18 protein-coding genes are annotated in these 22351 nt (G+C 58.0%); 13 read left to right on the top strand and 5 right to left on the bottom strand.

Features of this window, described 5'->3' with window-relative positions:
- Positions 1-20: 20 nt before the first annotated feature.
- The gene (gene priA, locus J8Z22_RS20495; RefSeq protein ID WP_252007914.1) at positions 21-2210 is read right to left on the bottom strand and encodes a primosomal protein N'; all 2190 of its coding nucleotides are present in this window, start codon (positions 2208-2210) and stop codon (positions 21-23) included.
- A 255-nt stretch (positions 2211-2465) separates the two neighbouring features.
- On the opposite strand from priA, the gene rpmE reads away from it, so the two are divergent.
- From rpmE to J8Z22_RS20480, 3 genes are all read left to right on the top strand, one after another.
- Positions 2466-2678, top strand: a complete 213-nt coding sequence (gene rpmE / locus J8Z22_RS20490) for a 50S ribosomal protein L31 (protein WP_084144269.1) — start codon at positions 2466-2468, stop codon at positions 2676-2678.
- Between the two features lie 375 nt (positions 2679-3053).
- Complete coding sequence (locus J8Z22_RS20485; RefSeq protein WP_028111409.1) at positions 3054-4301, top strand: malic enzyme-like NAD(P)-binding protein; 1248 nt, start codon at positions 3054-3056, stop codon at positions 4299-4301.
- Between the two features lie 261 nt (positions 4302-4562).
- Positions 4563-5120 carry a porin family protein gene (locus tag J8Z22_RS20480; protein WP_252007912.1) on the top strand — a complete coding sequence of 186 codons (558 nt, stop codon included), beginning with the start codon at positions 4563-4565 and terminating at the stop codon, positions 5118-5120.
- Positions 5121-5238: 118 nt separating this feature from the next.
- Here J8Z22_RS20480 and metJ read toward each other — a convergent pair whose 3' ends face one another.
- On the bottom strand, positions 5239-5556 hold the full coding sequence (gene metJ / locus J8Z22_RS20475; protein ID WP_028111411.1) for a met regulon transcriptional regulator MetJ: 318 nt from the start codon (positions 5554-5556) through the stop codon (positions 5239-5241).
- Between the two features lie 180 nt (positions 5557-5736).
- Between metJ and metB the strand changes: the two genes are divergently transcribed.
- The 5 genes from metB to J8Z22_RS20450 all read left to right on the top strand — a co-directional run bounded on the left by metB (position 5737) and on the right by J8Z22_RS20450 (position 13790).
- Positions 5737-6882, top strand: a complete 1146-nt coding sequence (gene metB, locus J8Z22_RS20470) for a cystathionine gamma-synthase (RefSeq protein ID WP_028111412.1) — start codon at positions 5737-5739, stop codon at positions 6880-6882.
- An 11-nt stretch (positions 6883-6893) separates the two neighbouring features.
- Complete coding sequence (metL, locus tag J8Z22_RS20465; RefSeq protein WP_252007907.1) at positions 6894-9263, top strand: bifunctional aspartate kinase/homoserine dehydrogenase II; 2370 nt, start codon at positions 6894-6896, stop codon at positions 9261-9263.
- A 28-nt stretch (positions 9264-9291) separates the two neighbouring features.
- Entirely contained in the window at positions 9292-10179 is an 888-nt protein-coding gene (gene metF / locus J8Z22_RS20460) for a methylenetetrahydrofolate reductase (protein ID WP_252007904.1), read from the top strand.
- Positions 10180-10425: 246 nt separating this feature from the next.
- The gene (locus J8Z22_RS20455; protein WP_252007901.1) at positions 10426-12000 is read left to right on the top strand and encodes a PAS domain-containing methyl-accepting chemotaxis protein; all 1575 of its coding nucleotides are present in this window, start codon (positions 10426-10428) and stop codon (positions 11998-12000) included.
- A 215-nt stretch (positions 12001-12215) separates the two neighbouring features.
- Positions 12216-13790, top strand: coding sequence for a PAS domain-containing methyl-accepting chemotaxis protein (locus tag J8Z22_RS20450; protein WP_252007898.1), 1575 nt, complete (start codon positions 12216-12218; stop codon positions 13788-13790).
- Between the two features lie 62 nt (positions 13791-13852).
- On the opposite strand, the gene J8Z22_RS20445 is transcribed toward J8Z22_RS20450, so the two are convergent.
- Positions 13853-14950 carry a porin gene (locus J8Z22_RS20445; protein WP_252007897.1) on the bottom strand — a complete coding sequence of 366 codons (1098 nt, stop codon included), beginning with the start codon at positions 14948-14950 and terminating at the stop codon, positions 13853-13855.
- Between the two features lie 222 nt (positions 14951-15172).
- Between J8Z22_RS20445 and J8Z22_RS20440 the strand changes: the two genes are divergently transcribed.
- Positions 15173-15910 carry a TetR/AcrR family transcriptional regulator gene (locus J8Z22_RS20440; protein ID WP_252007894.1) on the top strand — a complete coding sequence of 246 codons (738 nt, stop codon included), beginning with the start codon at positions 15173-15175 and terminating at the stop codon, positions 15908-15910.
- A gap of 57 nt (positions 15911-15967) precedes the next feature.
- Entirely contained in the window at positions 15968-16504 is a 537-nt protein-coding gene (locus J8Z22_RS20435; protein ID WP_028111418.1) for a DUF2799 domain-containing protein, read from the top strand.
- 21 nt (positions 16505-16525) lie between these two features.
- Here J8Z22_RS20435 and J8Z22_RS20430 read toward each other — a convergent pair whose 3' ends face one another.
- Positions 16526-17419 (bottom strand): AraC family transcriptional regulator, encoded by an 894-nt coding sequence (locus tag J8Z22_RS20430; protein ID WP_252007892.1) that lies wholly within the window; start codon positions 17417-17419, stop codon positions 16526-16528.
- Between the two features lie 121 nt (positions 17420-17540).
- On the opposite strand from J8Z22_RS20430, the gene J8Z22_RS20425 reads away from it, so the two are divergent.
- The gene (locus J8Z22_RS20425) at positions 17541-18401 is read left to right on the top strand and encodes a nuclear transport factor 2 family protein (protein ID WP_252007890.1); all 861 of its coding nucleotides are present in this window, start codon (positions 17541-17543) and stop codon (positions 18399-18401) included.
- A 75-nt stretch (positions 18402-18476) separates the two neighbouring features.
- On the opposite strand, the gene J8Z22_RS20420 is transcribed toward J8Z22_RS20425, so the two are convergent.
- Positions 18477-19433 carry an RluA family pseudouridine synthase gene (locus J8Z22_RS20420; protein ID WP_252007888.1) on the bottom strand — a complete coding sequence of 319 codons (957 nt, stop codon included), beginning with the start codon at positions 19431-19433 and terminating at the stop codon, positions 18477-18479.
- Between the two features lie 313 nt (positions 19434-19746).
- Here J8Z22_RS20420 and J8Z22_RS20415 point away from each other — a divergent pair, with 313 nt between their 5' ends.
- Positions 19747-20295 (top strand): LuxR C-terminal-related transcriptional regulator, encoded by a 549-nt coding sequence (locus tag J8Z22_RS20415; protein ID WP_169629184.1) that lies wholly within the window; start codon positions 19747-19749, stop codon positions 20293-20295.
- 73 nt (positions 20296-20368) lie between these two features.
- The gene (locus J8Z22_RS20410; protein WP_252007885.1) at positions 20369-22342 is read left to right on the top strand and encodes a hypothetical protein; all 1974 of its coding nucleotides are present in this window, start codon (positions 20369-20371) and stop codon (positions 22340-22342) included.
- The last annotated feature ends 9 nt before the right edge of the window (positions 22343-22351 follow it).

Below are 22351 nucleotides of genomic sequence, written 5' to 3'. Positions count from 1 at the left end.
GATTTTGCTTCAGTAGCGGCTTACAACAGGTCCTGAGGATCCCGCTCCAGATGCCAGCGACAGCGCTTGGCCGAGGGCAACTGCTCGATGCGGGGTAACGCATGCTCCAGCGCCTGTTGCAGGTGTTTGCGATCGTTGGCCAGCAGCAGGGTGTGGTAGCGGAATTTTCCCGCTTTGCGCTCCATGGGGGCGGGCATCGGCCCGACCCGCTGAATCGGCAGGGCATCAAAGCAGTGGTTGGCGTCATTGAGGAACTGCTGCGCCTGGTTGGCGTAGGTGGCTTCGGCGCGAATGATCGCCATCTGTCCGGCCGGTGGCAGCATGGCGTCCATCCGCTCTTTCAGGGCGGCATCGGCAAAGGGGCCGTAACCCTGGGTGGTCAGTTGATGCAGCAGCGGATGGTCCGGCTGGTGGGTCTGCAGGATCACTTCGCCGGGTTTGCTGGCACGGCCAGCGCGGCCAGCCACCTGGATGTACAACTGCGCCAGGCGCTCCGAGGCCCGAAAGTCGGCGGAGAACAGGGCGCCGTCCACATCCAGCAGTCCCACCAGGGTCACATCGGGAAAGTGGTGCCCCTTGGCGAGCATCTGGGTGCCAATCAGGATACGGGCTTCGCCGCGGCGAATCTTTTCCAGCAACTGATTGAGGCTGCCTTTGCGGGAGGTGGTATCTCGGTCGATGCGCACCACCGGGTACTGGGGGTAGCGCTGCACCAGGGCTTGTTCCAGTTGCTCGGTGCCGACGCCCTGGGTAAACAGCTGGGTCGAGCCGCACTCGTGGCACTGATGCGGCAGGCGTTTCTGGCTGCCGCAATGGTGGCACTGCACCATGCCCGAGCCCTGATGCACCGTATAGAAGGCGTCGCAGCGGCTGCAGCCATGGAGGTGGCCGCATTCGTGGCACAGCAGTGCCGGGGCAAAGCCGCGACGGTTAAGAAACAGCATCACCTGGTTGCCGGCCTCCAGATGCTGCTCCATCTTTTCCAGCAGTTGCCTGGACAGGCCGGCGTCCAGGTTTTGCAGGCGCAGATCGACGATGCGCTGCTTGACGTGCTGGGCCACCCCGGCGCGTGCGGTCAGTTGCAAGCGTTTGTATTTGCCGCTGGCAACGTTATACAGGCTTTCCATCGATGGGGTGGCGGAGCCCAGGATGATCGGCACTTGCTGCAGCTGGGCCCGCATTACTGCCAGATCGCGGCCGTGATAACGAAAGCCCTCCTGCTGCTTGAAGCTGGCGTCGTGCTCTTCATCGATGATGATCATCCCCAGCTTGGGCATGGCGGTGAACAGGGCCGAGCGAGTGCCGAGCACGATGCCGAGGGCGCCGGCCTGGGCCTGTTGCCACACCTGCAGGCGTTCGTTGTCGTTCATGGCCGAATGCAGCACCCCCACCGGGACCGGAAAACGTCGCTGAAAGCGTTCAATGGTCTGCGGGGTCAGGCCGATCTCAGGCACCAGTACCAACACGGTTTTGCCGGCTCGAAGAATCGGCTCCATCAGGTGCAGATAGACCTCGGTCTTGCCGGAGCCGGTGACCCCTTCCAGTAGATAGGCGCCGAAATGATCCAGATCGCCGCTAATGGCCGCGACCGCCACCGCTTGCTCCCGGTTCAGTACCTGCGGCGTCTCACCCAGCGTGACTTGTTGGTGCCAGTCGGTATCGAAACTCAAGGCTCGTTCGCCGGCCTCGATCAAGCCCTTATCGGCCAGGGCCTTCAGTGCCTGGCGACTGAATTCCAGTTTGCTGACGTCGCCGTCGGCGATCTGAGTCTGGGTCTGCAGGTAGGCCAGCAGGCGTTGCTGCTGAAAGGCGCGTTTAAGGCCATCGAGGTCGGCGCGGCGGCCGGCCTCGGTCAGTTGCCACAGCTTGATCGGCTGTGGCTGCGCCGACTCTCCCTGTCGCAGTTTCACCGGCAGCAGCTGATTCAGTACCATGCCTATGGGGCTGCAATAATACCGCGCCGCCAGGCGGGACAACTGCCACAGGGTGTCGTCCAGCACCGGCGCCGGGTCCAGCACCCGGTCGATGGGTTTCAGTTTGTTGTCCGGCAGATCGCTGTGGTCACTGATGGTCACCACCACGCCGACCATCGATTGACGGCCAAACGGCACTTCGACCCGACAGCCGGGCTGCGGCAGTGGTTGGTCAGCAGCAGGTAAATAGCTGAACAGTTGGCGAAGGGGAACGGGCAGGGCGACCTGAATGTACACTGAGCTGTCTCATTATAGTAGCGGCATGGGCGATCCGGGTGCTGGCGGGACCCGGTTTTTGCTGCCATCGCAGGGATCCTACCACGGCGCCTGACTACCCTATCAGAGCTGGAACAATGATACTATGGAGGCGGATTGATGCTTGCGGCGGTTGGTTACATCATGTACCATTACGCGCCTTAAAATTGTCAATAACGACGTATGGTGTCCGGCTTTGGATCGGATAGCGATACGGCCTTAACTGAGGTTTTCCCAATGAAACAAGGTATTCACCCAGAGTACGCTGAAATCAATGCTACTTGCTCTTGCGGTAACGTAATCAAGACTCGTTCTACCGTAGGTAAAGATCTGCACCTGGACGTATGTTCTTCTTGTCACCCATTCTACACCGGTAAGCAGAAAGTTCTGGACACCGGCGGCCGTGTGGACAAGTTCAAGAAACGTTTCGGCGCGCTGTCTTCCAAGTAAGCCGACCCGTTTTAGGAAAAGGGCACCCATTGGGTGCCCTTTTTCGTTGAGGTCTGAAATAAATTCGACCCAAACAGACTATTTAAATTGGTCAGTCTTTTTTACCATTCAAATAGCCAAAACTCGCCTTTAAACTGACATTTTTCCCTATATTACTGTCAGTGCTGAATTAGTTTATTTTTTCATTTAGTCACTTTTACTGAACGATGCATGAGTATTTTGTTACTTTTGCCTTGTTGGCAATGAAACTGGTCGGAATTGCCTGTTATATCAAGCGCTAATGACAACATCGGTTGCAAATTCAGGCCAGAGGAGTAAGGTTTCATGCGACTGTACCCCTCCCTTAAAATAAATGTAGTGACTGGAATTAAGAGAATGGCAGACCTCCGCGAACAAGCGCTCGAATATCACGCCCAACCCGTTGCCGGCAAAATCAGTATTGCCCTGACAAAGCCAGCGGAAACACAACACGATCTGGCTTTGGCATACAGCCCGGGTGTTGCTGAACCGGTTCGTGAAATCGCCTCCAACCCTGCAGATGCTTATAAATACACCAACAAAGGCAATCTGGTTGCGGTGATCACCAACGGCACCGCGATTCTGGGTCTGGGCAACCTGGGCCCTCTGGCCTCGAAACCGGTAATGGAAGGCAAGTCTCTGCTGTTTAAGCGTTTCGCCAATATCGATTCCATCGACATTGAGGTGAAGCACCGCACTCAGGAAGAGTTTATCGATACCGTCGCCAACATTGCCGACACCTTCGGCGGCATCAACCTGGAAGACATCAAGGCACCGGAGTGTTTTGAAATCGAGAAGCAGCTGGTTGAGCGCTGCCAGGTACCGGTGTTCCACGATGACCAGCACGGCACCGCCATTGTGACCGCGGCGGGCATGCTCAACGCGTTGGAGATTCAGGGCAAGAAGCTGGAAGAATCCACCATCATCTGCCTGGGCGCCGGTGCGGCGGCCATTGCCTGCATGGAGTTGCTGATTAAGTGCGGCGCCGTGCGCGAAAAAATCTACATGTTGGATCGCAAAGGGGTGATTCACACCCGTCGCGATGACCTCAACGAGTATAAGAAGCTGTTTGCCAACAACACCGATAAGCGCACCCTGACAGATGTGATTCAGGATGCCGACGTGTTTGTGGGGGTGTCTGGCCCGGATCTGCTGACCGAAGAGCAGGTTAAGTTGATGGGCGACAAGCCGGTGCTGTTTGCCTGCTCCAACCCGGATCCGGAGATTCGTCCCGAGCTGGCCAAGGCCGCACGCCCGGATGTGATCATGGGAACCGGTCGCAGCGACTACCCGAACCAGGTCAACAACGTGCTGTGCTTCCCGTTCATCTTCCGTGGTGCCCTGGACGTTCGTGCCCGGGCCATCAACGACGAGATGAAGGTGGCGGCGGTGGAAGCGATTCGTGAACTGGCCAAGGAGCCGGTACCGCAGTCGGTACTGGATGCCTACCAGGTCAGCAGCCTTAGCTTTGGTGCCGAATACGTGCTGCCCAAGCCGATGGATCCACGCCTGCTGCCTCGAGTGGCCAAGGCGGTGGCCCAGGCGGCCATTGAGTCCGGTGTGGCGGAGATCGAGACCCTGCCGGACCACTACATGATCGATTAACGCCGACCGGCGACAATTGAGGCAGCGCAGGGCGCTGCCTTTTTTTTTGAGTAACACCCCACCTTGTCACTGGCGGTGAATTGGTCGGCAGGCCTCAGTGCGACAGCATCGGCGGCAGAATTCGCTGTGCATGGCTATTCAGTGCGGATGCAAAGTCTGTCGTTATTAATAATAAGTTACTGATTTACATGTTTAAATTGTTTAATTGATTGCACTCGCTCATGATATCTTATCGGATTAACCCCGATGGTATTTGGAGAGATGATGAAAAGAACAATCGGTTCCGGGTTGGTGTTGCTGGCCATGTTGGGCTCCAGCGCCGCTATGGCGGCAGTGGATCAGACCGGCTTCTATGTGGGCGGTTTTGTCAGCAGCACCACCCTGGAAGTGGAAGATTTTGATAAGTCGGAAGCGGGCTTTGGTGCCTACGGCGGCTACAACTTCAACGAGTGGTTCGGATTGGAATCGACGCTGTTCGTGACCAGCGACTACAAGCTGGAAGATGAAGACGAAGCCTATGCCGCGGCGTTCACCATTGCGCCGAAGTTTACCGCTGTTATCAATGACACCTTCTCGGTCTACGGCAAACTGGGCCTGGCCAGCATGCTGGTGAGTGTCGATACCCGCCTTGGCGATCAGGATTTCTACGGTGTCGGCTTTATGTGGGGCCTGGGGGTGAACGCGGCCCTGACCGACAACCTCAACCTGCGTCTGGGTTATGAGTCTATGAGCGGCGATCTGGAGCACGAAGACTTCAGTCGTATTGAGATCGATACTGATCTGTCCCAGATCAACCTGGGCCTGCACTACCAGTTCTAAACAGTCTGCAATCAAAAGGGGGCCATCAGGCCCCCTTTTTTGTATTCAGCTCAGCAAGGCTGGCGGGCAGCGAAAACGGCCCCAGTGGCGGCCGCATTGCTGTGATGCCAGACAGCAATCAGTCCAGATCTTCCCAGGTGATGCCCAGTGCTTCCATCTGCTCTTTGGCGGCAGCGGGAATGGTGTCGGGGCGATCCTTTCTCAGATCCTCATCGACCGGCAGCGGTTGACCGGTGAAGGCGTGCAGAAACGCCTCGCACAGCAGCTCGCTGTTGGTGGCGTGACGCAGGTTTCCGACCTGGCGTCGGGTACGCTCGTCGGTCAGCAATTTCAACACACCCAAGGGGATGGACACGGTGATTTTCTTCACCTGTTCACTCTTTTTCCCGTGCTCTGCGTACGGGCTGATGTATTCACCACTCCACTCTGTGCTCATTCTTAGCTGCCTTAAACGTAAGTTAACGGGGCAAATTTTAACGACTCCGGCGGTGGAGTCAACTTGTCGACATCTTAACCTATAAACGTTTAGACGTCTAAACGCCTTGACGCCCAAATTTAGATTGGTTACTTTGGACGTCCAGACATCTTGCGATCACAGAATAATCAGGAGCCACGGATGAGTACCCCAAAGCCAGCCACCATTGCCGCCCGTGAGGGCATCGACAGCGATCTGACTCATGGCGCCGTGGTGCCACCCATCTACCTGTCCAGCAACTACACCTTTGCGGACTTCAACCAGCCCCGCCAGTACGACTACACCCGCTCCGGCAACCCGACCCGGGACACCCTGGCGTCGGCGATTGCCCAGCTGGAGCAAGGTCACGATGCGGTGATCACCGCCACCGGCATGGCGGCAGTGACCCTGGCGGTCAGCCTGCTGAAGCCCGGCGAGCGCCTGGTGGTGCCCCACGACTGTTATGGCGGCAGCTACCGTCTGTTTACTAACCTGGCGGCCAAAGGTGCCTTCGAGTTGTCGGTGGTCGATCAAGGCGACGAAGCCGCCCTAGCGCAGGCATTGGCGTTGAATCCGAAAATGGTGTGGCTGGAAACTCCAAGCAACCCGCTGCTGCGGGTGGTGGATGTGGAGACCGTGTCTCGGCAGGCCAAGGCCGTCGGTGCCCTGGTGGTGGCCGACAACACCTTCCTGTCGCCGGTGCTGCAGCAGCCGTTGACTCTGGGGGCCGACATTGTCATTCACTCCACCACCAAGTACATCAACGGCCACTCCGATGTGGTGGGCGGCGCGGTGGTGGCCAAAGACCCGGAGTTGGCAGAGTCACTGGCCTGGTGGGGCAACTGCCTGGGGATCACCGGTGCGCCGTTCGACAGTTTCCTGACCCTGCGTGGCCTTCGAACCCTGCCATTGCGGATGAAGCAGCACCAGGCCAACGCCGAAGCGGTGGTGGCGCTGTTGCAGGCGCACCCGGCGGTGGCCCGAGTGCACTATCCCGGACTGGAAAGCCACCCCGGTCATGAGTTGGCCCGGCGTCAGCAATCCGGCTTCGGCGCCATGCTCAGTTTTGAGCTTAAGGGGGGCGAAACCGAAGTGCGCGCCTTCCTCAGTCGCTTGCAACTGTTCTCGCTGGCGGAAAGCCTGGGCGGGGTCGAGAGCCTGGTGGCACACCCTGCCACCATGACCCATGCGGCCATGGATCCCGAGGCCCGTGTGGCTGCCGGCATCGAGGAGACTCTGATTCGTTTGTCGGTCGGCATTGAAGACAGCGAGGATTTGGTGGCGGATCTGAGTCAGGCACTGGGATAAGGAGCAGCAGAGTGAGCGGTAAGCAGCTTCATAAATTCGGGGGATCCAGCCTGGCCGATGCCGAGTGCTATCGGCGAGTGGCCCACGTCATTCAAACCCAGGGCCAGTGTGGCGATCTGGTGGTGGTGTCGGCGGCGGGTAAGACCACTAACGCGCTGTTGAAACTGGTGGCTCTGGCCAGCAGCGATCTGGCCTGGCAGCCGGAGCTGGAGGCGGTGATCGGCTTCCAGCAGCAACTGGTGCAGGCCCTGCTCGGTGAGCAGGGCGCCGGCCTGGCAGCGGCCTTGGACGCGGATCAGCGGCAGTTGCAGCAGTTGCTGCAAAGTCAGGGCGTCGACGGTGCCGAGGTTCAGGCTTTTGGTGAGTTGTGGTCAGCGCGGTTGCTGGCGGCGTTGTTGTGTCAGCAGGGGGCACCCGCCACGGCACTGGATGCCCGTGATTTCCTGATTCTGCACGCCGGGGTACAGCCACAGCCGGATTGGGCGGGGTCGGCACAGCGGTTGCACCGCTGTCTGGCCGAGCGCCCCAATCAGCGGCTGGTGATCACCGGCTATTACGGCAGTGATGGCGGCGGCCGCACCCGGTTGTTGGGGCGCAACGGTTCCGATTACAGCGCCACTTTGATTGCCGCGCTGGCGGAGGTGGCCGAGGTGACCATCTGGACCGATGTCGCCGGCATCTATAATGCCGACCCCAACGTGCTGACCGACGCCCGCTTGCAATCCAGCCTCAGTCTCGACGAGGCCGATCAACTGGCCAAGCTGGGGTCGCCAGTGTTGCACTGTCGAAGCTTGCAGCCGCTGCGGCAGGTGAACCTGACCCTCAATGTTCGGTCCAGTTTTACCCCGGACGCCGACTATACCCGCATCCTGCCGTCGGGCAGCGAGCAAACCGAGCCGGTGGTCACCAGCCTGAACCAGGTGGCGCTGCATCAGTGGCAGGGAGAGGCCACGGACTTTGGCCGTTTGCTGGGGTGGTTGGCTCAACAGGGGATTACGCCTCTGGCCAGTTACCCGCAGTCGTTGTCGTTGGCGCTGACGTCGGAGCAATCCCGCAGCCTGGGCGAAGCCCTGCTTACTCAGGCGGCCTCACTGGGGTTGAGTCAGCCGAGCAGGGATGACAGTTATGGCCTGGTGGGGGTCGTGAGCCAACATCCGGCGCGGTTGGCGGGGGCGTTTTCCCGCCTGTTGGGGCGACGCGCATTGCCGTGTTTCCGCCATCCTCAGGCGCTGGTCAGCCTGGTGCCACAATCACAAGTCAACGCCTTGGTGGCCTCGGTGCACCGCCGCTGTGCCGGGCCACGTAAGCGCATCGGTATCGTGCTGGCCGGTAAAGGCAATATCGGCAGCGCCTGGCTGGATCTGTTTGCCCGCCAGCAGTTGGGCCTGAATGACGAACTGGAAGCGGAATTGAGGCTGGTGGGGATCGTCGGTTCCGAACACTACCTGATTGACGAGAATGGCCTGTGTCCACGGCAATGGCAGCAGGCGTATGACCAGCATGCCCGGCCGTTCAACAAGCTGGAGTGGTTGTCGCAGGCCGCCGACCTGAATCTGGATGAGGTGGTGCTGTTGGACATTACCGCCAGTGCCTCCTTGGGGCTGAATTACCCGGCCATTGTCGAGGCCGGCCTGCACGTGGTCAGTGCCAACAAACAGGCGGGCAGTGGTCCGAATGCCTTCTATCAGGAGTTGCAGCGACAGCTGTCTAATTGCCACCGCTACTGGCGATACAACGCCTCGGTGGGGGCCGGCCTGCCGGTGTTCTACAGCATCGACGACCTTAAGCGCAGTGGCGATGCCATCAACGGCGTCTCCGGTGTGTTTTCCGGCACCCTGAGCTGGCTGTTCGACCACTTTGACCGCCAGGATTCGTTCTCTGAGTTGGTGTTGCAGGCTAAGGCCGACGGCCTGACCGAACCGGATCCCAGGGACGATTTGTCTGGCCGGGATATGCAGCGTAAGTTGTTGATATTGGCTCGCGAATTGGGGTTAACCCTGGAGCTCGAGCAGATCGAGCTGGAATCGCTGGTACCGGCGAACCTGGTGGATGTACCGCTGAATGAATTTTTGCAGCGCATCGGCGAGCTGGATGAGGCCATGGCCTCGGCGGCGCAGCAGGCTCGGGCCGAGGGCAAGGCGCTGCGCTATGCCGCCAGCCTGGTGATCGATGCTGACCGGGTTCAGGCCCGGGTCGGTCTGGAGCGGGTCGAACCCGACCACCCCTTTGCCACTCTGCCGGCCGGGGACAATCAGTTTTTGTTTTTGAGTAAGCACTACCCCAATGGGCTAGTGATTCAGGGGCCGGGGGCCGGACGGGAAGTGACCGCCGCCGCCGTACAGTCCGACTTCGTCGCCATTTGTCGGCGTCTGTTGCACTGAGTAACGCACGTTTCAAAGGAGCAGTACCATGGGATTTCATCACGCACAGCAGTTAGAAGCCTTGAACGAGCGTCTCAGCCATCTTAAGGACATTCAGGTTTCATTCGAGTTCTTTCCACCGTCATCGGAATCCATGGAACAGACACTGTGGCAGTCCATCGAGCGGCTGCAGCCCCTCAAACCCCGCTTCGTGTCGGTCACCTACGGCGCCAATTCCGGGGTGCGGGATCGCACTCACAAGGTGATTGAGAAGATTCACACCGAGACCGATCTGGTGGCGGCTCCGCACCTGACACTGGTGGATGCCAGCGACGAGGAGTTGCGTGTTCTGGCTCGGCAGTATTGGCAGCAGGGGGTGCGCCACATCGTCGCCTTGCGCGGCGATCTTCCGGAAGGGCAAGGTCGGCCAGACCGGTTTGCTTCCGATCTGGTGTCACTGCTGAAGCAGGAGCACGATTTCGAGATTTCGGTGGCGGCCTACCCGGAAGTGCACCCGGAAGCTCGCAATGCTCAGGCGGATCTCATCAACCTCAAGCGCAAGGTCGATGCCGGCGCCACTCGGGCGATCACTCAGTTCTTCTTCGACATCGAGGCCTACCTGAGATTTCGCGACCGCTGCGCCGCGGCCAACATCGATGTGGAGATCGTGCCCGGGATTCTGCCGGTCACCAACTACCGTCAGTTACTGAAGTTCTCTGAGTTTGCCAAGGTGCATGTGCCCAATTGGCTGCACCACATGTTTGATGGCCTGGATGAAGACCCGGCCACCCGCAAGCTGGTGGGGGCCAACGTCGCCATCGAGATGGCCAAGGTGTTGGCCAAGGAAGGGGTCAAGGAGTTTCACTTCTACACCCTCAACCGGGCCGAGTTGAGCTACGCCATCTGCCACGCTCTGGGTGTGCGCCCGACCAGCTGATCGAGACTGGAGGACGGTTGAATTCTAGCGGCACGCCACGGGCGTGCCGCTGTGTTTTGAGACTGGGTCATGAACCGGCGGACGCGGTCAGCATAAGCCCAGAAGATTTTGTGACCATTCTTGTGATTTCGCTCTAAATTTTAGCAAGTTGCGTTTAGATTCACAGGTGCAACTTTGACGGCTGTCATGTTTAGGAATCGCCGCTTTTGTCAAAATACTGACACCCTACACTCGAACAAGTATCCCATGCGCAACAATCAACCCGTGACCCAGACCGAGAAGACGCTCAGCATCGATTCCATCCTGCTGTCGACCACGGATCTGGAGGGCAACATAAAATACGCGAATGAGGATTTCACTAGCATTTGTGGTTTCTCGTTTGAGGAGCTGCATCGCCAGCCTCACAACATTGTCCGTCACCCGGATATGCCGCCGGTGGCGTTCGAGTCGATGTGGTCAACGGTGAAAACCGGTCAGCCGTGGATGGGGCTGGTCAAAAACCGTTGCAAGAATGGCGACTATTACTGGGTCAATGCCTACATTGCCCCGGTCTATGAAGATGGCGTGCTGCACGAGTACCAGTCGGTGCGGCGCAAACCCACCGAGGCTCAGGTTAAGTCGGCCGATCGCATCTACAAGGCGGTCAATGCCGGTAAGACCCCCAGGGAGCTGAAGCCAGATTGGCTCGGTTTTGGCGGTCGACTGATGGCGTGGACCCTGCTGACGGTGCTGCTGACGGCTTACGGTGCCAGCTTTTCGCCGCTGCTGGCGGGTGTGGTTGGGGCCGTGGTGGCCTCGCTGGGGATCTACAGCATGATGGCGCCGTTTCGGACGCTGGTGGATACCGCCACCAACATCATTGACGACCCCATTGCCTCGGCGGTGTACACCAATCGCCAGGATGAAATCGGTAAAATCGATCTGGCGATGCACTTCCTGGTGACCGAGACCGGCGGTGTGGTGGGCAGGATGGCCGACTCCGCCGGTTCCATCAGCGTGCAGAGTACCGATCTGAATGGCACCATCAATGAGACCCGCGAGCGCGCCGACAGTCAGAGCCAGCAGACCAGCCAGGCGGCCACCGCCATGGAGGAGATGACCGCCAGCTTTGCCGAAGTGAACAACAACACTCAGACCGCCGCCGAAGAGATGGGCGCCAGCCATCAGGCTGCCGAATTGGGCCACGAGCGGTTGGTGACGGTGATCGACGCCATCAATAAGCTCAGTGATGAGGTGGGCCACTTCTCTGAGGTGGTGGAATCCATTGAACAGGACAGCCGCGACATCAGTGGCGTGCTGGAGGTGATTCGTGGCATTGCCGAACAGACTAATTTGCTGGCGCTGAATGCGGCCATCGAAGCCGCCCGGGCCGGTGAGTCTGGCCGCGGCTTTGCGGTGGTGGCCGACGAAGTGCGGCAGTTGTCCAGTCGCACCAGCGAATCGACGGCGCAGATCGAAGAGATCGTGAATAAGTTCCAGGACAGCACTCGCCGGGCCACCGAGGCGATGCAGGCCGGTCAAAGCCAGGCGTCGCGTTCGGTTAACCTGGCGGAAGAGGCCGATGCGGCGTTTGAGTCGTTGCGGGCCTCCATCAACCGCATTAGCGGCATGGCGGAGGAGAACGCCTCGGCCATGAGTCAGCAGACCACGGTCGCGGCGGAGATCAGTGAAGCGATTCAGGTGATCAGTGAGCTGGCTCAGGAAAGCCTGCAGCAGACCGAACTGGCCAAGGATCGCGGCGATCAGATGAACCGCCTTTCCAACAAAACCCATAACCTGTCGCAGCAGTTCTGGCAGCAAAGCGTACAGCGGGACTATTAACGCGTCGGCGTCAGGCCGGTGTGAGCGGATTCCCGCAGGTTGTGTCACTAACCTGCGGGATTTTATGTATTTATGTGTTTAACACCATGAAAGGGTGGAAGTTTGTCCTTTTCTGAGATTGTTGTTCGTTAACACATGAATAACTTGATGTGGGTCATATTCCCCACTTGAACGGTTTGCCAGAATGGCGCCTTATCCCAAAAAACATCATAACTATGCGTGATAATCAACCGGTTACCCAGAAAGAGAAGCCCCTGAGCCGCGACTGCATTTTGCTGTCGACCACGGATCTGAATGGCAACATCAAGTACGCCAACGAGACGTTTATCGAGGTGGGGGAGTACTCGTTTGAAGAGTTGCACCGTCAGCCTCACAACATCATGCGCCACCCGGACATGCCTGGAGTGGCGTTTAAGTCGTTGTGGGATCGCGTAAAGTCAGGACAGCCCTGGATGGGGATGGTGAAAAACCGCTGTAAGAGTGGTGATCACTATTGGGTCAATGCCTATGTGGCACCGGTGTATGAAGACGGCAAGCTGCACGAACTGCAATCGGTGCGCCGCAAGCCCACGGCCGAGCAGGTCGCGTCGGCCGACCGCATCTACAAGGCGGTCAACGCCGGTAAAACGCCGAAAGAGATGCGCAAAGATTGGCTCGGCTTTGGTGGCAAGATGATGCTGTGGGCCTCGGCAGTGACTGCCGGTACCGCGGCCGGCGCGGCCTACTCGCCGCTGATGGCCGGGGTGGTGGGCGCGGTGCTGGGCGTGGCCGGCATCTATGTGATTCTGTCGCCACTGCGCAAACTGGTGGATACCGCCACCAGCATCATCGACGATCCCATCGCCGGGGCGGTGTACACCGGGCGTCAGGATGAGATCGGTAAGCTGGATCTGGCCATGCACTACCTGGTAACCGAAACCGGCGGCGTGGTGGGTAGAATGGCGGACTCGGCCGGTTCTATTAGCGGCCAGAGCAGCAACCTTAACGTCACCATCAATGAAACCCGCGAGCGGGCCGACAGTCAGAGCCAGCAGACCAGCCAGGCGGCCACCGCCATGGAGGAGATGACCGCCAGCTTCGCCGAAGTGAACAACAACACCCAGAAGGCCGCCGAAGAGATGGGCGCCAGCCATCAAGCCGCCGAACTGGGTCATGAACGGTTGATGACGGTGATCGACGCCATCAACAAGCTCAGCATCGAAGTGGGCCACTTCTCCGAGGTGGTGGAATCCATCGAGCAGGATAGCCGTGACATTAACGGCGTACTGGAAGTGATTCGTGGCATCGCCGAGCAAACCAACTTGCTGGCGTTGAACGCCGCCATTGAAGCAGCCCGGGCCGGCGAATCCGGCCGTGGCTTTGCGGTGGTGGCGGATGAGGTTCGGCAACTGTCCAGCCGCACCAGTGAGTCGACGGCCCAGATTGAAACCATCGTCTCCAAGTTCCAGGACAGCACCCGTCGGGCCACCGCTGCCATGGAAGCGGGCCAGACCCAGGCATCGCGATCGGTCAATCTGGCCGAGGAAGCCGATGCGGCGTTTGAGTCGCTGCGGGCCTCCATCAATCGCATCAGCAGCATGTCAGAGCAAAACGCCACGGCCATGAGCCAGCAGACCACGGTGGCCAGTGAGATCAGCCAGGCGATTCAGGTGATCAGCGAGCTGTCCACCGACAGCCTGGAGCAGACCGAGCAGGCCAAAGATCGCTGCGAACAGATGAGCCGCCTGTCCAGCAAGACTCACCACTTGTCCCAGCAGTTCTGGAAGCAGAGCGTTCAGCGCGAATACTGATTCGAGTCGGTTTCTGTTGCGACCCAGCGCCCCGATGACATCGGGGCGTTGTTGTTTCTGCACTAAAACAACCACTGGGCGGTCAGTTGACCGTAACCGGCGTCGCCCTGAACGGCGTGCTGCCACGGGTTGCTGCTGTCCATGACTCGATATTGACCGGCCTCAACACCGACCACCAGCTCCCGGGTCAGATTGCTGAACAGGTTGATGCCCCAATGGGCCCGGTCGCTGCGGGCCACTTCGGTTCGAGTGCGGCCGTAAAAGACGGTGGAGCGCAGGCTGTCGCCCCAGAAGTGACGATAGGCCACCATGGCGGCGGTGGTGGTTTCCAGCTCCCCGTAGCTGATGTCGGTAGCGGCGCCGGTGCCCACATAACGGCCCAGGTTGCCATAGTGCAGTTGCAGGCGAAGATCGTCCTGCCCCGGCAGTCGCAGCCGTGCGGCCAGCGAGGCGCCCAAGGCCACCTCGGCCAGACCGTCGGGGTCCAGATAGCGGGCCAAAGCCGACAGTGACAGGTTGCCCCAGTCGCCATGGCTGTCTCGGCGAACAATGAGGTCCGGCACGCGGTCGTTGTCGGTGCTGATCCATTGAGGCTCCTTGTCGGGCGTGGTGGCCTGGGTGCCCCAGGTATGGGGGTTTTCCAGGGCCAGTTGCCAGGCACCGCTTTGATAGCGAATCAGCCCTTGCCTGATCATGGCCTCGCCCACCAGTGGGCCACCGAGGTTAGTGGTTTCCGGAAAGGTGCTGGTGTTGACCAGGGTCGACCAGGTTTGGCCGGCGGTGAATCCGGCGTAGCTGAAGTAGGCGTGACGTAACCGCGGACTGTAGGAGTTGGAAATTACGCTGTTGCCCTGGCTGGAGCCGACAAAATCGATCTCGGCAAAGCCGTGAACGCCTTCCCGGCTCAGGCCGAGGTTAAAGCGGCTCTCCTGGGCACTGAACTGCATCCGCTGGGCAGGTTCGGAGACCGCGCCGCTGCCGGTCCAGCCCTGAGTGAAGGGCACGGTGCCGTCGATGTAGCGCATCCCCGCCTTGATGAAGCCTCCGGCCTTGAGCGTCAGCTCGTCGGCCCGTGTCGGCACCGCAGTGGTGCAGGCCAGCAGAGTGAAAATCGTAACAACTAAGGCGGGGGTGGATCGCTGGCTCAGGGTCGGGCGCATGGGGGCTCTCTTCGGTAAGTGGCGCGCCAACCTTAGAGGCCAATTCGCCGTCAGCCGGTGAAGCCAGTCACGTTTTCGAAGGCCGGGAAAAGTTGTTCGTGAACCCTCTGGTGAATGTTTTTTTCCGCTGCGGTAAGGTGCCGATAATGAGCGATAAGGCAAGCCCTGTGGCAGTTATTTCCCCATTGCAATCTTGAAGGTCAGACAGGAAGGAGCGGCAACATGAAGTGCCCGTCAGAGGCGTCACACCGGCAGCGTTGTAACGCCATTTTGGACGCCGCCGAGGCGCTGGTGGTGGCCGATGGCATCATCTCGTTCAACTTCTCTCAACTGGCTAAGGAGGTCGGTTGCTCCACCGGCACCCTGTATCGTTTCTTTGAACGTAAGGAAGACGCGCTGGTGTGCTTGTTTCTGCGCAATGCCACCAGCAACCACTTGCAGGGGTTTGTGACCCAACACCCCGATTTGACGGCAATGGAAAAGGTGCTGCTGCCGGTGTTGTTTACCTTTGAGATGGTGCAGCGTAACCCCAGCTTCAACGCCCTGCGGTCGGTGTCGGTTAACGCCCACATCTGGAAGCTGGCCAGTGCCGACAAAGTGGCTCGGCTGCGGCAACGGGTGGACCATTTTTGGAACTGGTTTCATCAGTCGGTGGAGCAGGCGCAAGCCAGCGGCGAGCTGCAGGCCAGTCCCGACCAGGCCAGGTTGTTGGCTCAGGGGATGGTGTTTTTTCTGACTGGTGCCCTGACTCAGTTTGAAAGTCAGCTGGTGAGTGGCCGCTATCTGGGAGAGCGCAATGACACCTGTTTTGAGCATCTGTATCAGCTGATGAATCAGTATCGCTGGCACACGCCTTTTACCGAGGCGGTGTATCGGTCGCTGGCGCAGCAGGTGGCGGCCTACCTGCAGCAGCATTACCGCCGTCACCGCGACTGTGGTCATTGTCAGCAACTGGGATAAAGTCAGGTACGGCCTTGTCCATCTATGAGAGTAAGCACCAATACAGGAAGAACTGGAATGATAAAACGAGCTAACTCGGCGCTGGTGGTTGTGGCGTTGCTGGCGCTGTTGTCTGGCTGCGCCTCCATGTCGGTACAGCAGTGCCAGCAAGCCAACTGGGCTCGCATCGGCCTGACCGATGGCCAGAGTGGCGTTAGGGTGACCCGGGTGGATGACTATGTGAAAGACTGCGCGGAAGCCGGAGTTCAGGTCGCGGTGGCGGACTGGACCGAGGCCTATGAGCTGGGGTTGCTAAGTTATTGTCTGCCTGAGAATGGATTTTTGCAGGGTCGGCAAGGGCACGATTACCATAATGTTTGCCATAACGATCAATTTGTAGAGCGCTACAATCAGGGCCGGGCCCTGTACCTGAAAGAGAAGCGAATCGCCGAGATAGATACTCAACTGCAGCAGCTCGATAATCAGATTGCCGGATTGGGCGTCAGTGACGATGACAAAGAGAACCGCAAACAGCTTTGGGCCCAACGGCGGCAACTGTTGGAGGAGCGCGATCGCCTGCTCCACTCCGGCGTTACCTTCAGCATCAGTTTCTAGCCGCCACTGGGAGAAGTACCGTTATTTTTGCTGCCGGAACGCCTTGGGGGTAACTCCGATCAGGCGCCGAAAGAACTTAATGAAATTGGTGGTTTCCGAAAACCCCAGCTGATGGCCCACCTCTGCCACCGACGCGGTGCTGTGGGCCAGCAATCGCTGTGCTTCCAGTGCCGTTCGCCGGTCGATCACCTGCTTGGCCGACCGTCCCTCTGCCGCCAGACAGGCTCGGCTCAATGTACTTGCTGAATAGCCCAGACTCTGAGCGTAATACTGCACCTGACGCTGTTGCAGAAACTGGCGCTCCAGTGCCTGCCGAAACAGCCGGTAGGTGAGGCTGTGACGCTCCGGCTGATGCTCCCGTTGTTGTTGGCGCCGCTGCAGTCGGGCTACCCTCAACAGTAAGCTCATCAGTTCATGGCGGATCAATGCCGCGTCCAGTTCGTCGCCGTCGAACTGTTCAAAGTCGTGCCGCAGCCGGGTAAATTCGACCCCGAGCTGAGCGGCGTCATCAGGTGACAGCGACAGCAGCGTGTGCCATTCATCGAAACGCAGCAGGCTCAGTTGTTGCGGCAACTGTTGGCCACTGTGGTAGGGCAGGGCGTCGGGGGCGATCAGCACGATGTCGGCGTCGTAGTGGTGGCGGGTGAGCCACTGCTGAACCTGGCCAGGACGAACGCAGACCAGGGTGCCGGGTGCCATCGGCCAATCCTCAAAATCGATGCGGTGACGACCCTGGCCGGCGGTGACCAGGATCAGCATATAGAGGTGAACCCGTTCCGGCTTTATCATGAAGTCGGCGGACACCTTGCGCTTTAACTCCGACAGCGTCATCGGTTCCAGCCCCACCCCCCTGAGCCTGGGGTTGTTAAAATTGATGTTCCGCAGAGGAAGGGCGTTGTCTTTGGATGATGGCATCGGCTGCCCTTGCTTGATTTTGACCATTGTTTGAGTCAAATGTACCTATTGGGACGGCTTCAATAAAGGAATAATCCCCTCATTGAGATTTCGCAGTCAGTAATGAGAAAGGATTTTGACCATGAAAAGCTGGACCAAGACCGCAATAACAAGCACGGTAGTAGCGTTGTCCCTGGCCACTGCGGGGTGCAGCAATACCTCCCATCAGCAGCCTGAACCTTTGACCCACAAAGAGAAGGTGACCGCGTTGCTGAAGAGCATCGAAACCGGCGAGGCCGAGCCGGTAAGCTACATCAATCCCAATAAGTACATTCAGCACAACCTGGGTGTGGCCGACGGCCTGGCGGGATTTGGCGCGGCGTTGCAGGCCCTGCCGGAAGGATCGGCCCGAGTGGACACGGTGCGGGTGTTTCAGGATGGGGACTTTGTGTTTGCCCACACCGATTACAACTTTTTTGGCCCGAAAATCGGTTTCGACATCTTCCGCTTTGAGCAGGGGCTGATCGTGGAGCACTGGGACAACCTGCAGCAGACACCGGACAGCGCCAACCCCAGTGGCCGTACCATGATCGACGGGCCGGTTCAGGCCGAGGACCTAGACAGCACCGAGGCCAACAAGGTGTTGGTGAAAGGTTTTGTGAACGATGTACTGGTCAGCGGCAAGATGGACACCATTACTCAGTACATCGAGCCGAACTATTACCTGCAGCATAACCCGGGCATCGCCGACGGCCTGGATGGGTTGGGCTCGGCGCTGGCGGCCATGGCGGAGCAGGGGATCACCATGGAGTATCAGCAGGTGCATCGAGTGCTGGGAGAAGGCAATTTCGTGTTAACCGTCAGCGAAGGCACCCTGGGGGGCCAGCACACCTCGTTCTACGATCTGTTCCGAGTCGAGAATGGCAAGATTGTCGAGCACTGGGATACCATCGAAGCCATTCCGCCGCAAAGCGAGTGGAAGAACGGTAACGGCAAGTTCTGAGCAGGAAACCGGGACATCATCATCACCCGGAAAGCAAACGCCCGGCCTAATGGCCGGGCGTTTTTTGTGGTGAGGCTAATCCAGCGGCAACTGATGGCGACGACAAAACTCGAGCCAATCCTCCGAGTAGTGCGAGTTGGTAACCACTAACTCCGGCGCATCCTGCGATAGCTTTAACTCCACCTCGTGGGCAAACAGCAGATGATGGCGGGCGCCCAGGCGAGCCCGGTCGGCATCGGTAACCGCATCGGCCAGCCGTTTCAGGTAGAAGTCGCCGCCGTTGGCGTAAATCTTGTCGCCCACGATGGCGTGGCCCAGATGAGCCAGGTGGGCGCGAATCTGATGTTTGCGACCGGTCACTAACTGGCATTCCACCAGCGCATGGTCCTGGCCCCGGCCCAGCACTCGAAACCGGGTGTGGCTGGCCTTGCCCTTTTCATGGTCCGCGACCACGTGCATCTGGCAGCGAATCGGGCTGTCGGCCAAGGTATTCAGTTTGCATTGCAGCTCGTGGCTGTGCCACGGCGGGCAGCCCTCAACCACCGCGTGATAGATCTTACGCTGCATTAACTCAGCCAATTTGGGCTGCCAGTGGCTGGCGGCTTGCTGATCTTTGCCCATCAGCACGATGCCGCCGGTATCCAGATCGAGCCGGTGCAACAGGTGCGCCTGTTTCCAGGGGCTCTGTCGCCGCACGAGCTGCACCAGGGTGTTGTGAATATTGCGGGTGGTGCGACTGACCGGCAGGCTCGGAGGCTTGTGCACCGCGATGAGATCGGCCCCTTCCCACAGCAGTTGCCACTGGGTATCGACCTCCGGCTCGGCGTAGTTGGCGATGCGGTAGTCCAGCACCTGGCCGGCCACCAGCTCTGGATTGCCCTCGGCGAGCTGACCATCTATCTGCACCGAGCCGGTGGCTTCAAAGGCCTGCCATACGGCGGTATCCAGATAGGGAAACAGCGAACGTAGGAAGTCGTACAACGGCTTGCCGGCGTCTTTGGGGGCAACGATGTCGGTGAAGGTGGCGGTCATGGAGTCTCCGTGGTTTCGGGCAGTGTAGCCTATTTGGCCATGGCCCAACACCAACTGAGGGGACGGGAGGGGCGCTCCGGGGTTGGTGAGTAAGCTGCCGGCGTCACAGCGATCTTATCACGATGACATTTATCTCGTTTCATGCTGCGAATTCTGCAACGCGGTGTCTCGGGGATCGAAATGAACTGGTTTGCCGATGTGCGTTAATCTAACGGCTATTAAATACCCAGCAGTTAGAGATGTTGATTCAGGGGTAATGTGCCTGTTTAAAAGCGGCAATACCAATACCCATCTTGGAAGAGGTGTGAACAAAATGAACTGGATTGTACTGAAATCGGTGAATTTTCAGTTTGAAACTGCAGTTATTGGTACTTCTGTGGGGTTTCAAGATATTTGTCGCCATCAGTTCTTTGATTATCACGTATCTGATGAGTCGCTAAAAAGTTTGGCAAGCATGTTTGTGGTCTCCAAATTTGATAGCAAACACATAAAACATATCGAACTGCTTTGGCGTGACCGACGGCACTCTAATTTCCAGTGTTTTGACCTCATTGATGATGGTGAGTACGTCGGTGCCATCATTGTCTGCAGTGCAAGTGATCCTGCAGTTCATGTTTTGGGGAATGGCAATAAGTTGAGCCAGCATTTGAGTCTGTCGAGCTTTAGAAAGATAAGAAGTAACAACAAGACCCGGATTATCGTTAATTTGACTGCCCTTGGATTGAGCACGGGTGAAATATCCCACCTGATGAATCTCACCAGTCGAGGTGTTGATTATCACCTGGAAAAAGCGAAACAAAGGCTTGGTGCTACCAATAAAGCCAATTTGGTATTTAAAGCCAATCAGTACGGTTGGTTATGAACTCTACCCATATCATGGAGGAACAGAAATAACCCGATTGCCAACCTATTACCTACCCATATAAAAAATTAAGATGATGATGAATACAAAAAAAATGCCTGCTGCCATAGCGTTACTGTCGCTACTGGCCCTTAGCGGTTGTGGATCCGATTCAGACTCAAGCTCTGATCCACAACGCCCGATTGCTGATACTGATAAAGTCCATGAAAGCCTAGAGGTGGCCGTTACCCCGAAATCGGAATTAGAGGGGACCATCAATGTCTACCTTGGCCACTGGTACCCGTGCTCCGACCTGCATCCAGAGATGTGTACCCAAGATGCCGATCTGAATGATTTGCCGGCCATCGGGGTTCATGGTGATGAGAACGATCCTAACCGGCTGACTTACGGCCGAGGTAATTCAAACGGGACCTACAACAAGGAACATAACCGCCTGACGGCCAGGCCTGCGGCGGGGGCTGACGACTACAGCATGAAGATCAGCGCCGCCGAGCTTAAGCGTTTTGCGGCCGAATCCGTGCGCAGCGATCTCTTCATTCCCGGCCATTACTCCGCGCTGGATGTGGTGTTGTATGTCTCCTCCATTCGAGATGATTTCGAAGTCACCCTGGGTGAATTCAACGAGGAGATGAATACCTATGAGTTTACCACGTCGTTTGATGCCAATAATGACGGCGATTACGACGATGAAGGTGATTATAAGGACAGCAAAAACTGGTACGCGAGTATGTTGTACAGCGGCGGCGATGCCAAAAAAAGCAATGGTCAGCCTACCTTAGAGCCTTTTTATGATCGTATGGATGAGCTTTGGGTCAAAGAGGGCATGCACATTCGCTTTCAGCCTGAGTCCAGCATCATGACTGCCCGGCGTCAGCAAACTTTAAGGGCCGAGGTGGCGCGTTTTCATGCCGCCGGAGATAAGGTGGTTCTGCCTGAATTGCGCGTGGACTTTGGCGATGGACGCGGTCCACAGGTTGTGGCTCAGAACGTGGAGGTGAAGCCGCACAATTTGCGCCCGGACGTATTCCAAAAGGGGGTTATTACTGTCTTGGATGTCGCGCTAACCGCTCACGACGAGTATGGGGTTAAATTTGGCGTCACTTTCTGGCCGACCATTGCCACCAACGCCGATGTGGGATCCTACGCGGTGACCGCCATCGATGAGCAACGAGCCCACGGCTTTTACGGGTGGACCCTGTATCGCGGTGAAGACTTCACCAGCAATGATTTCTTCTATCACCCGAATAAGGAGTGGCCAGTTGCCAAAGACGTACAAACGGATGCGGAGTTCGGACGTGTGTGTGAGTTTCTGCGTGATGATGATGGCAACTTAAACCAGGCCGCCGCGCAGGAGTGCATCGATAATTGGTTCAATCTGTTTGGCGGTAAGAATACGCACCGAATGGCCGATACGGTGCCTATGGTCATGCCGCAGCAATACGTAATGTTCGAATGGTTTGCCAACATGGAAAACGCCTGGGAAATGGCCCATCGAAACTATGGCCCGGACGGCCAGTTCCCCATTTATGACATCGAGCGAGCGGTCGCTCCTTTGGATGAAAACCACTTTGGCTGGAAGGTCGCCGACTGTGCTCAGTGCCACAGCCTGGATAACATCCACCTAAACGGTGACTCTCCGACCCTGCCGGAACAAAGCGAACCTTACTACTGCGCGTCGTGTCACGGCAGTAACGGCGCTCCTGTTGGCCATGGTGAAGAAGCGCGCTGTTTCTGGTGTCACTCTGAAGATAAGTTGATGCCAAATCACGGCGAGGCTTCTCAGAAAATGTACTTCGATGACACAGAGTGCTCGGGCGTTACCAAGCAGAAGAAGATTGATATCGGAGGCTACTACGGTCCCTGTGCGGATGCGGTTAAGACTGCCTCGCCCGATTTCCATCGAGAGGTTAAGGATTTCGCCGATAACTCAACGTTCTATCGCTTACTGCCTGCGGAAAAGCGTATTACCTATGGGAATAATGACTGGCGCACCAGCGAAAGTTTCCCAGACCCATACTCCTGTATGACATGTCACCCGAATCAGTGATGATTCGTT

This window comes from Ferrimonas sp. SCSIO 43195, from assembly GCF_023716685.1.
Lineage (GTDB): Bacteria > Pseudomonadota > Gammaproteobacteria > Enterobacterales > Shewanellaceae > Ferrimonas > Ferrimonas kyonanensis.
The sequence above is the reverse complement of the archived record's forward strand: the minus strand, read 5'-3'. Positions and strand labels throughout refer to the sequence as shown.

Excerpts from the sequence above, each read along its gene's own strand:
- J8Z22_RS20455 (WP_252007901.1), top strand. The coding sequence starts at position 10,426 with ATGCGCAACAATCAACCCGTGACCCAGACCGAGAAGACGCTCAGCATC.
- J8Z22_RS20450 (WP_252007898.1), top strand. The coding sequence starts at position 12,216 with ATGCGTGATAATCAACCGGTTACCCAGAAAGAGAAGCCCCTGAGCCGC.
- J8Z22_RS20415 (WP_169629184.1), top strand. The coding sequence starts at position 19,747 with ATGAACTGGATTGTACTGAAATCGGTGAATTTTCAGTTTGAAACTGCA.
- J8Z22_RS20480 (WP_252007912.1), top strand. The coding sequence starts at position 4,563 with ATGATGAAAAGAACAATCGGTTCCGGGTTGGTGTTGCTGGCCATGTTG.
- J8Z22_RS20435 (WP_028111418.1), top strand. The coding sequence starts at position 15,968 with ATGATAAAACGAGCTAACTCGGCGCTGGTGGTTGTGGCGTTGCTGGCG.
- J8Z22_RS20425 (WP_252007890.1), top strand. The coding sequence starts at position 17,541 with ATGAAAAGCTGGACCAAGACCGCAATAACAAGCACGGTAGTAGCGTTG.
- J8Z22_RS20430 (WP_252007892.1), bottom strand. The coding sequence starts at position 17,419 with ATGCCATCATCCAAAGACAACGCCCTTCCTCTGCGGAACATCAATTTT.
- metF (WP_252007904.1), top strand. The coding sequence starts at position 9,292 with ATGGGATTTCATCACGCACAGCAGTTAGAAGCCTTGAACGAGCGTCTC.
- J8Z22_RS20440 (WP_252007894.1), top strand. The coding sequence starts at position 15,173 with ATGAAGTGCCCGTCAGAGGCGTCACACCGGCAGCGTTGTAACGCCATT.
- rpmE (WP_084144269.1), top strand. The coding sequence starts at position 2,466 with ATGAAACAAGGTATTCACCCAGAGTACGCTGAAATCAATGCTACTTGC.
- J8Z22_RS20420 (WP_252007888.1), bottom strand. The coding sequence starts at position 19,433 with ATGACCGCCACCTTCACCGACATCGTTGCCCCCAAAGACGCCGGCAAG.
- metJ (WP_028111411.1), bottom strand. The coding sequence starts at position 5,556 with ATGAGCACAGAGTGGAGTGGTGAATACATCAGCCCGTACGCAGAGCAC.
- J8Z22_RS20445 (WP_252007897.1), bottom strand. The coding sequence starts at position 14,950 with ATGCGCCCGACCCTGAGCCAGCGATCCACCCCCGCCTTAGTTGTTACG.
- J8Z22_RS20410 (WP_252007885.1), top strand. The coding sequence starts at position 20,369 with ATGATGATGAATACAAAAAAAATGCCTGCTGCCATAGCGTTACTGTCG.
- J8Z22_RS20485 (WP_028111409.1), top strand. The coding sequence starts at position 3,054 with ATGGCAGACCTCCGCGAACAAGCGCTCGAATATCACGCCCAACCCGTT.
- metB (WP_028111412.1), top strand. The coding sequence starts at position 5,737 with ATGAGTACCCCAAAGCCAGCCACCATTGCCGCCCGTGAGGGCATCGAC.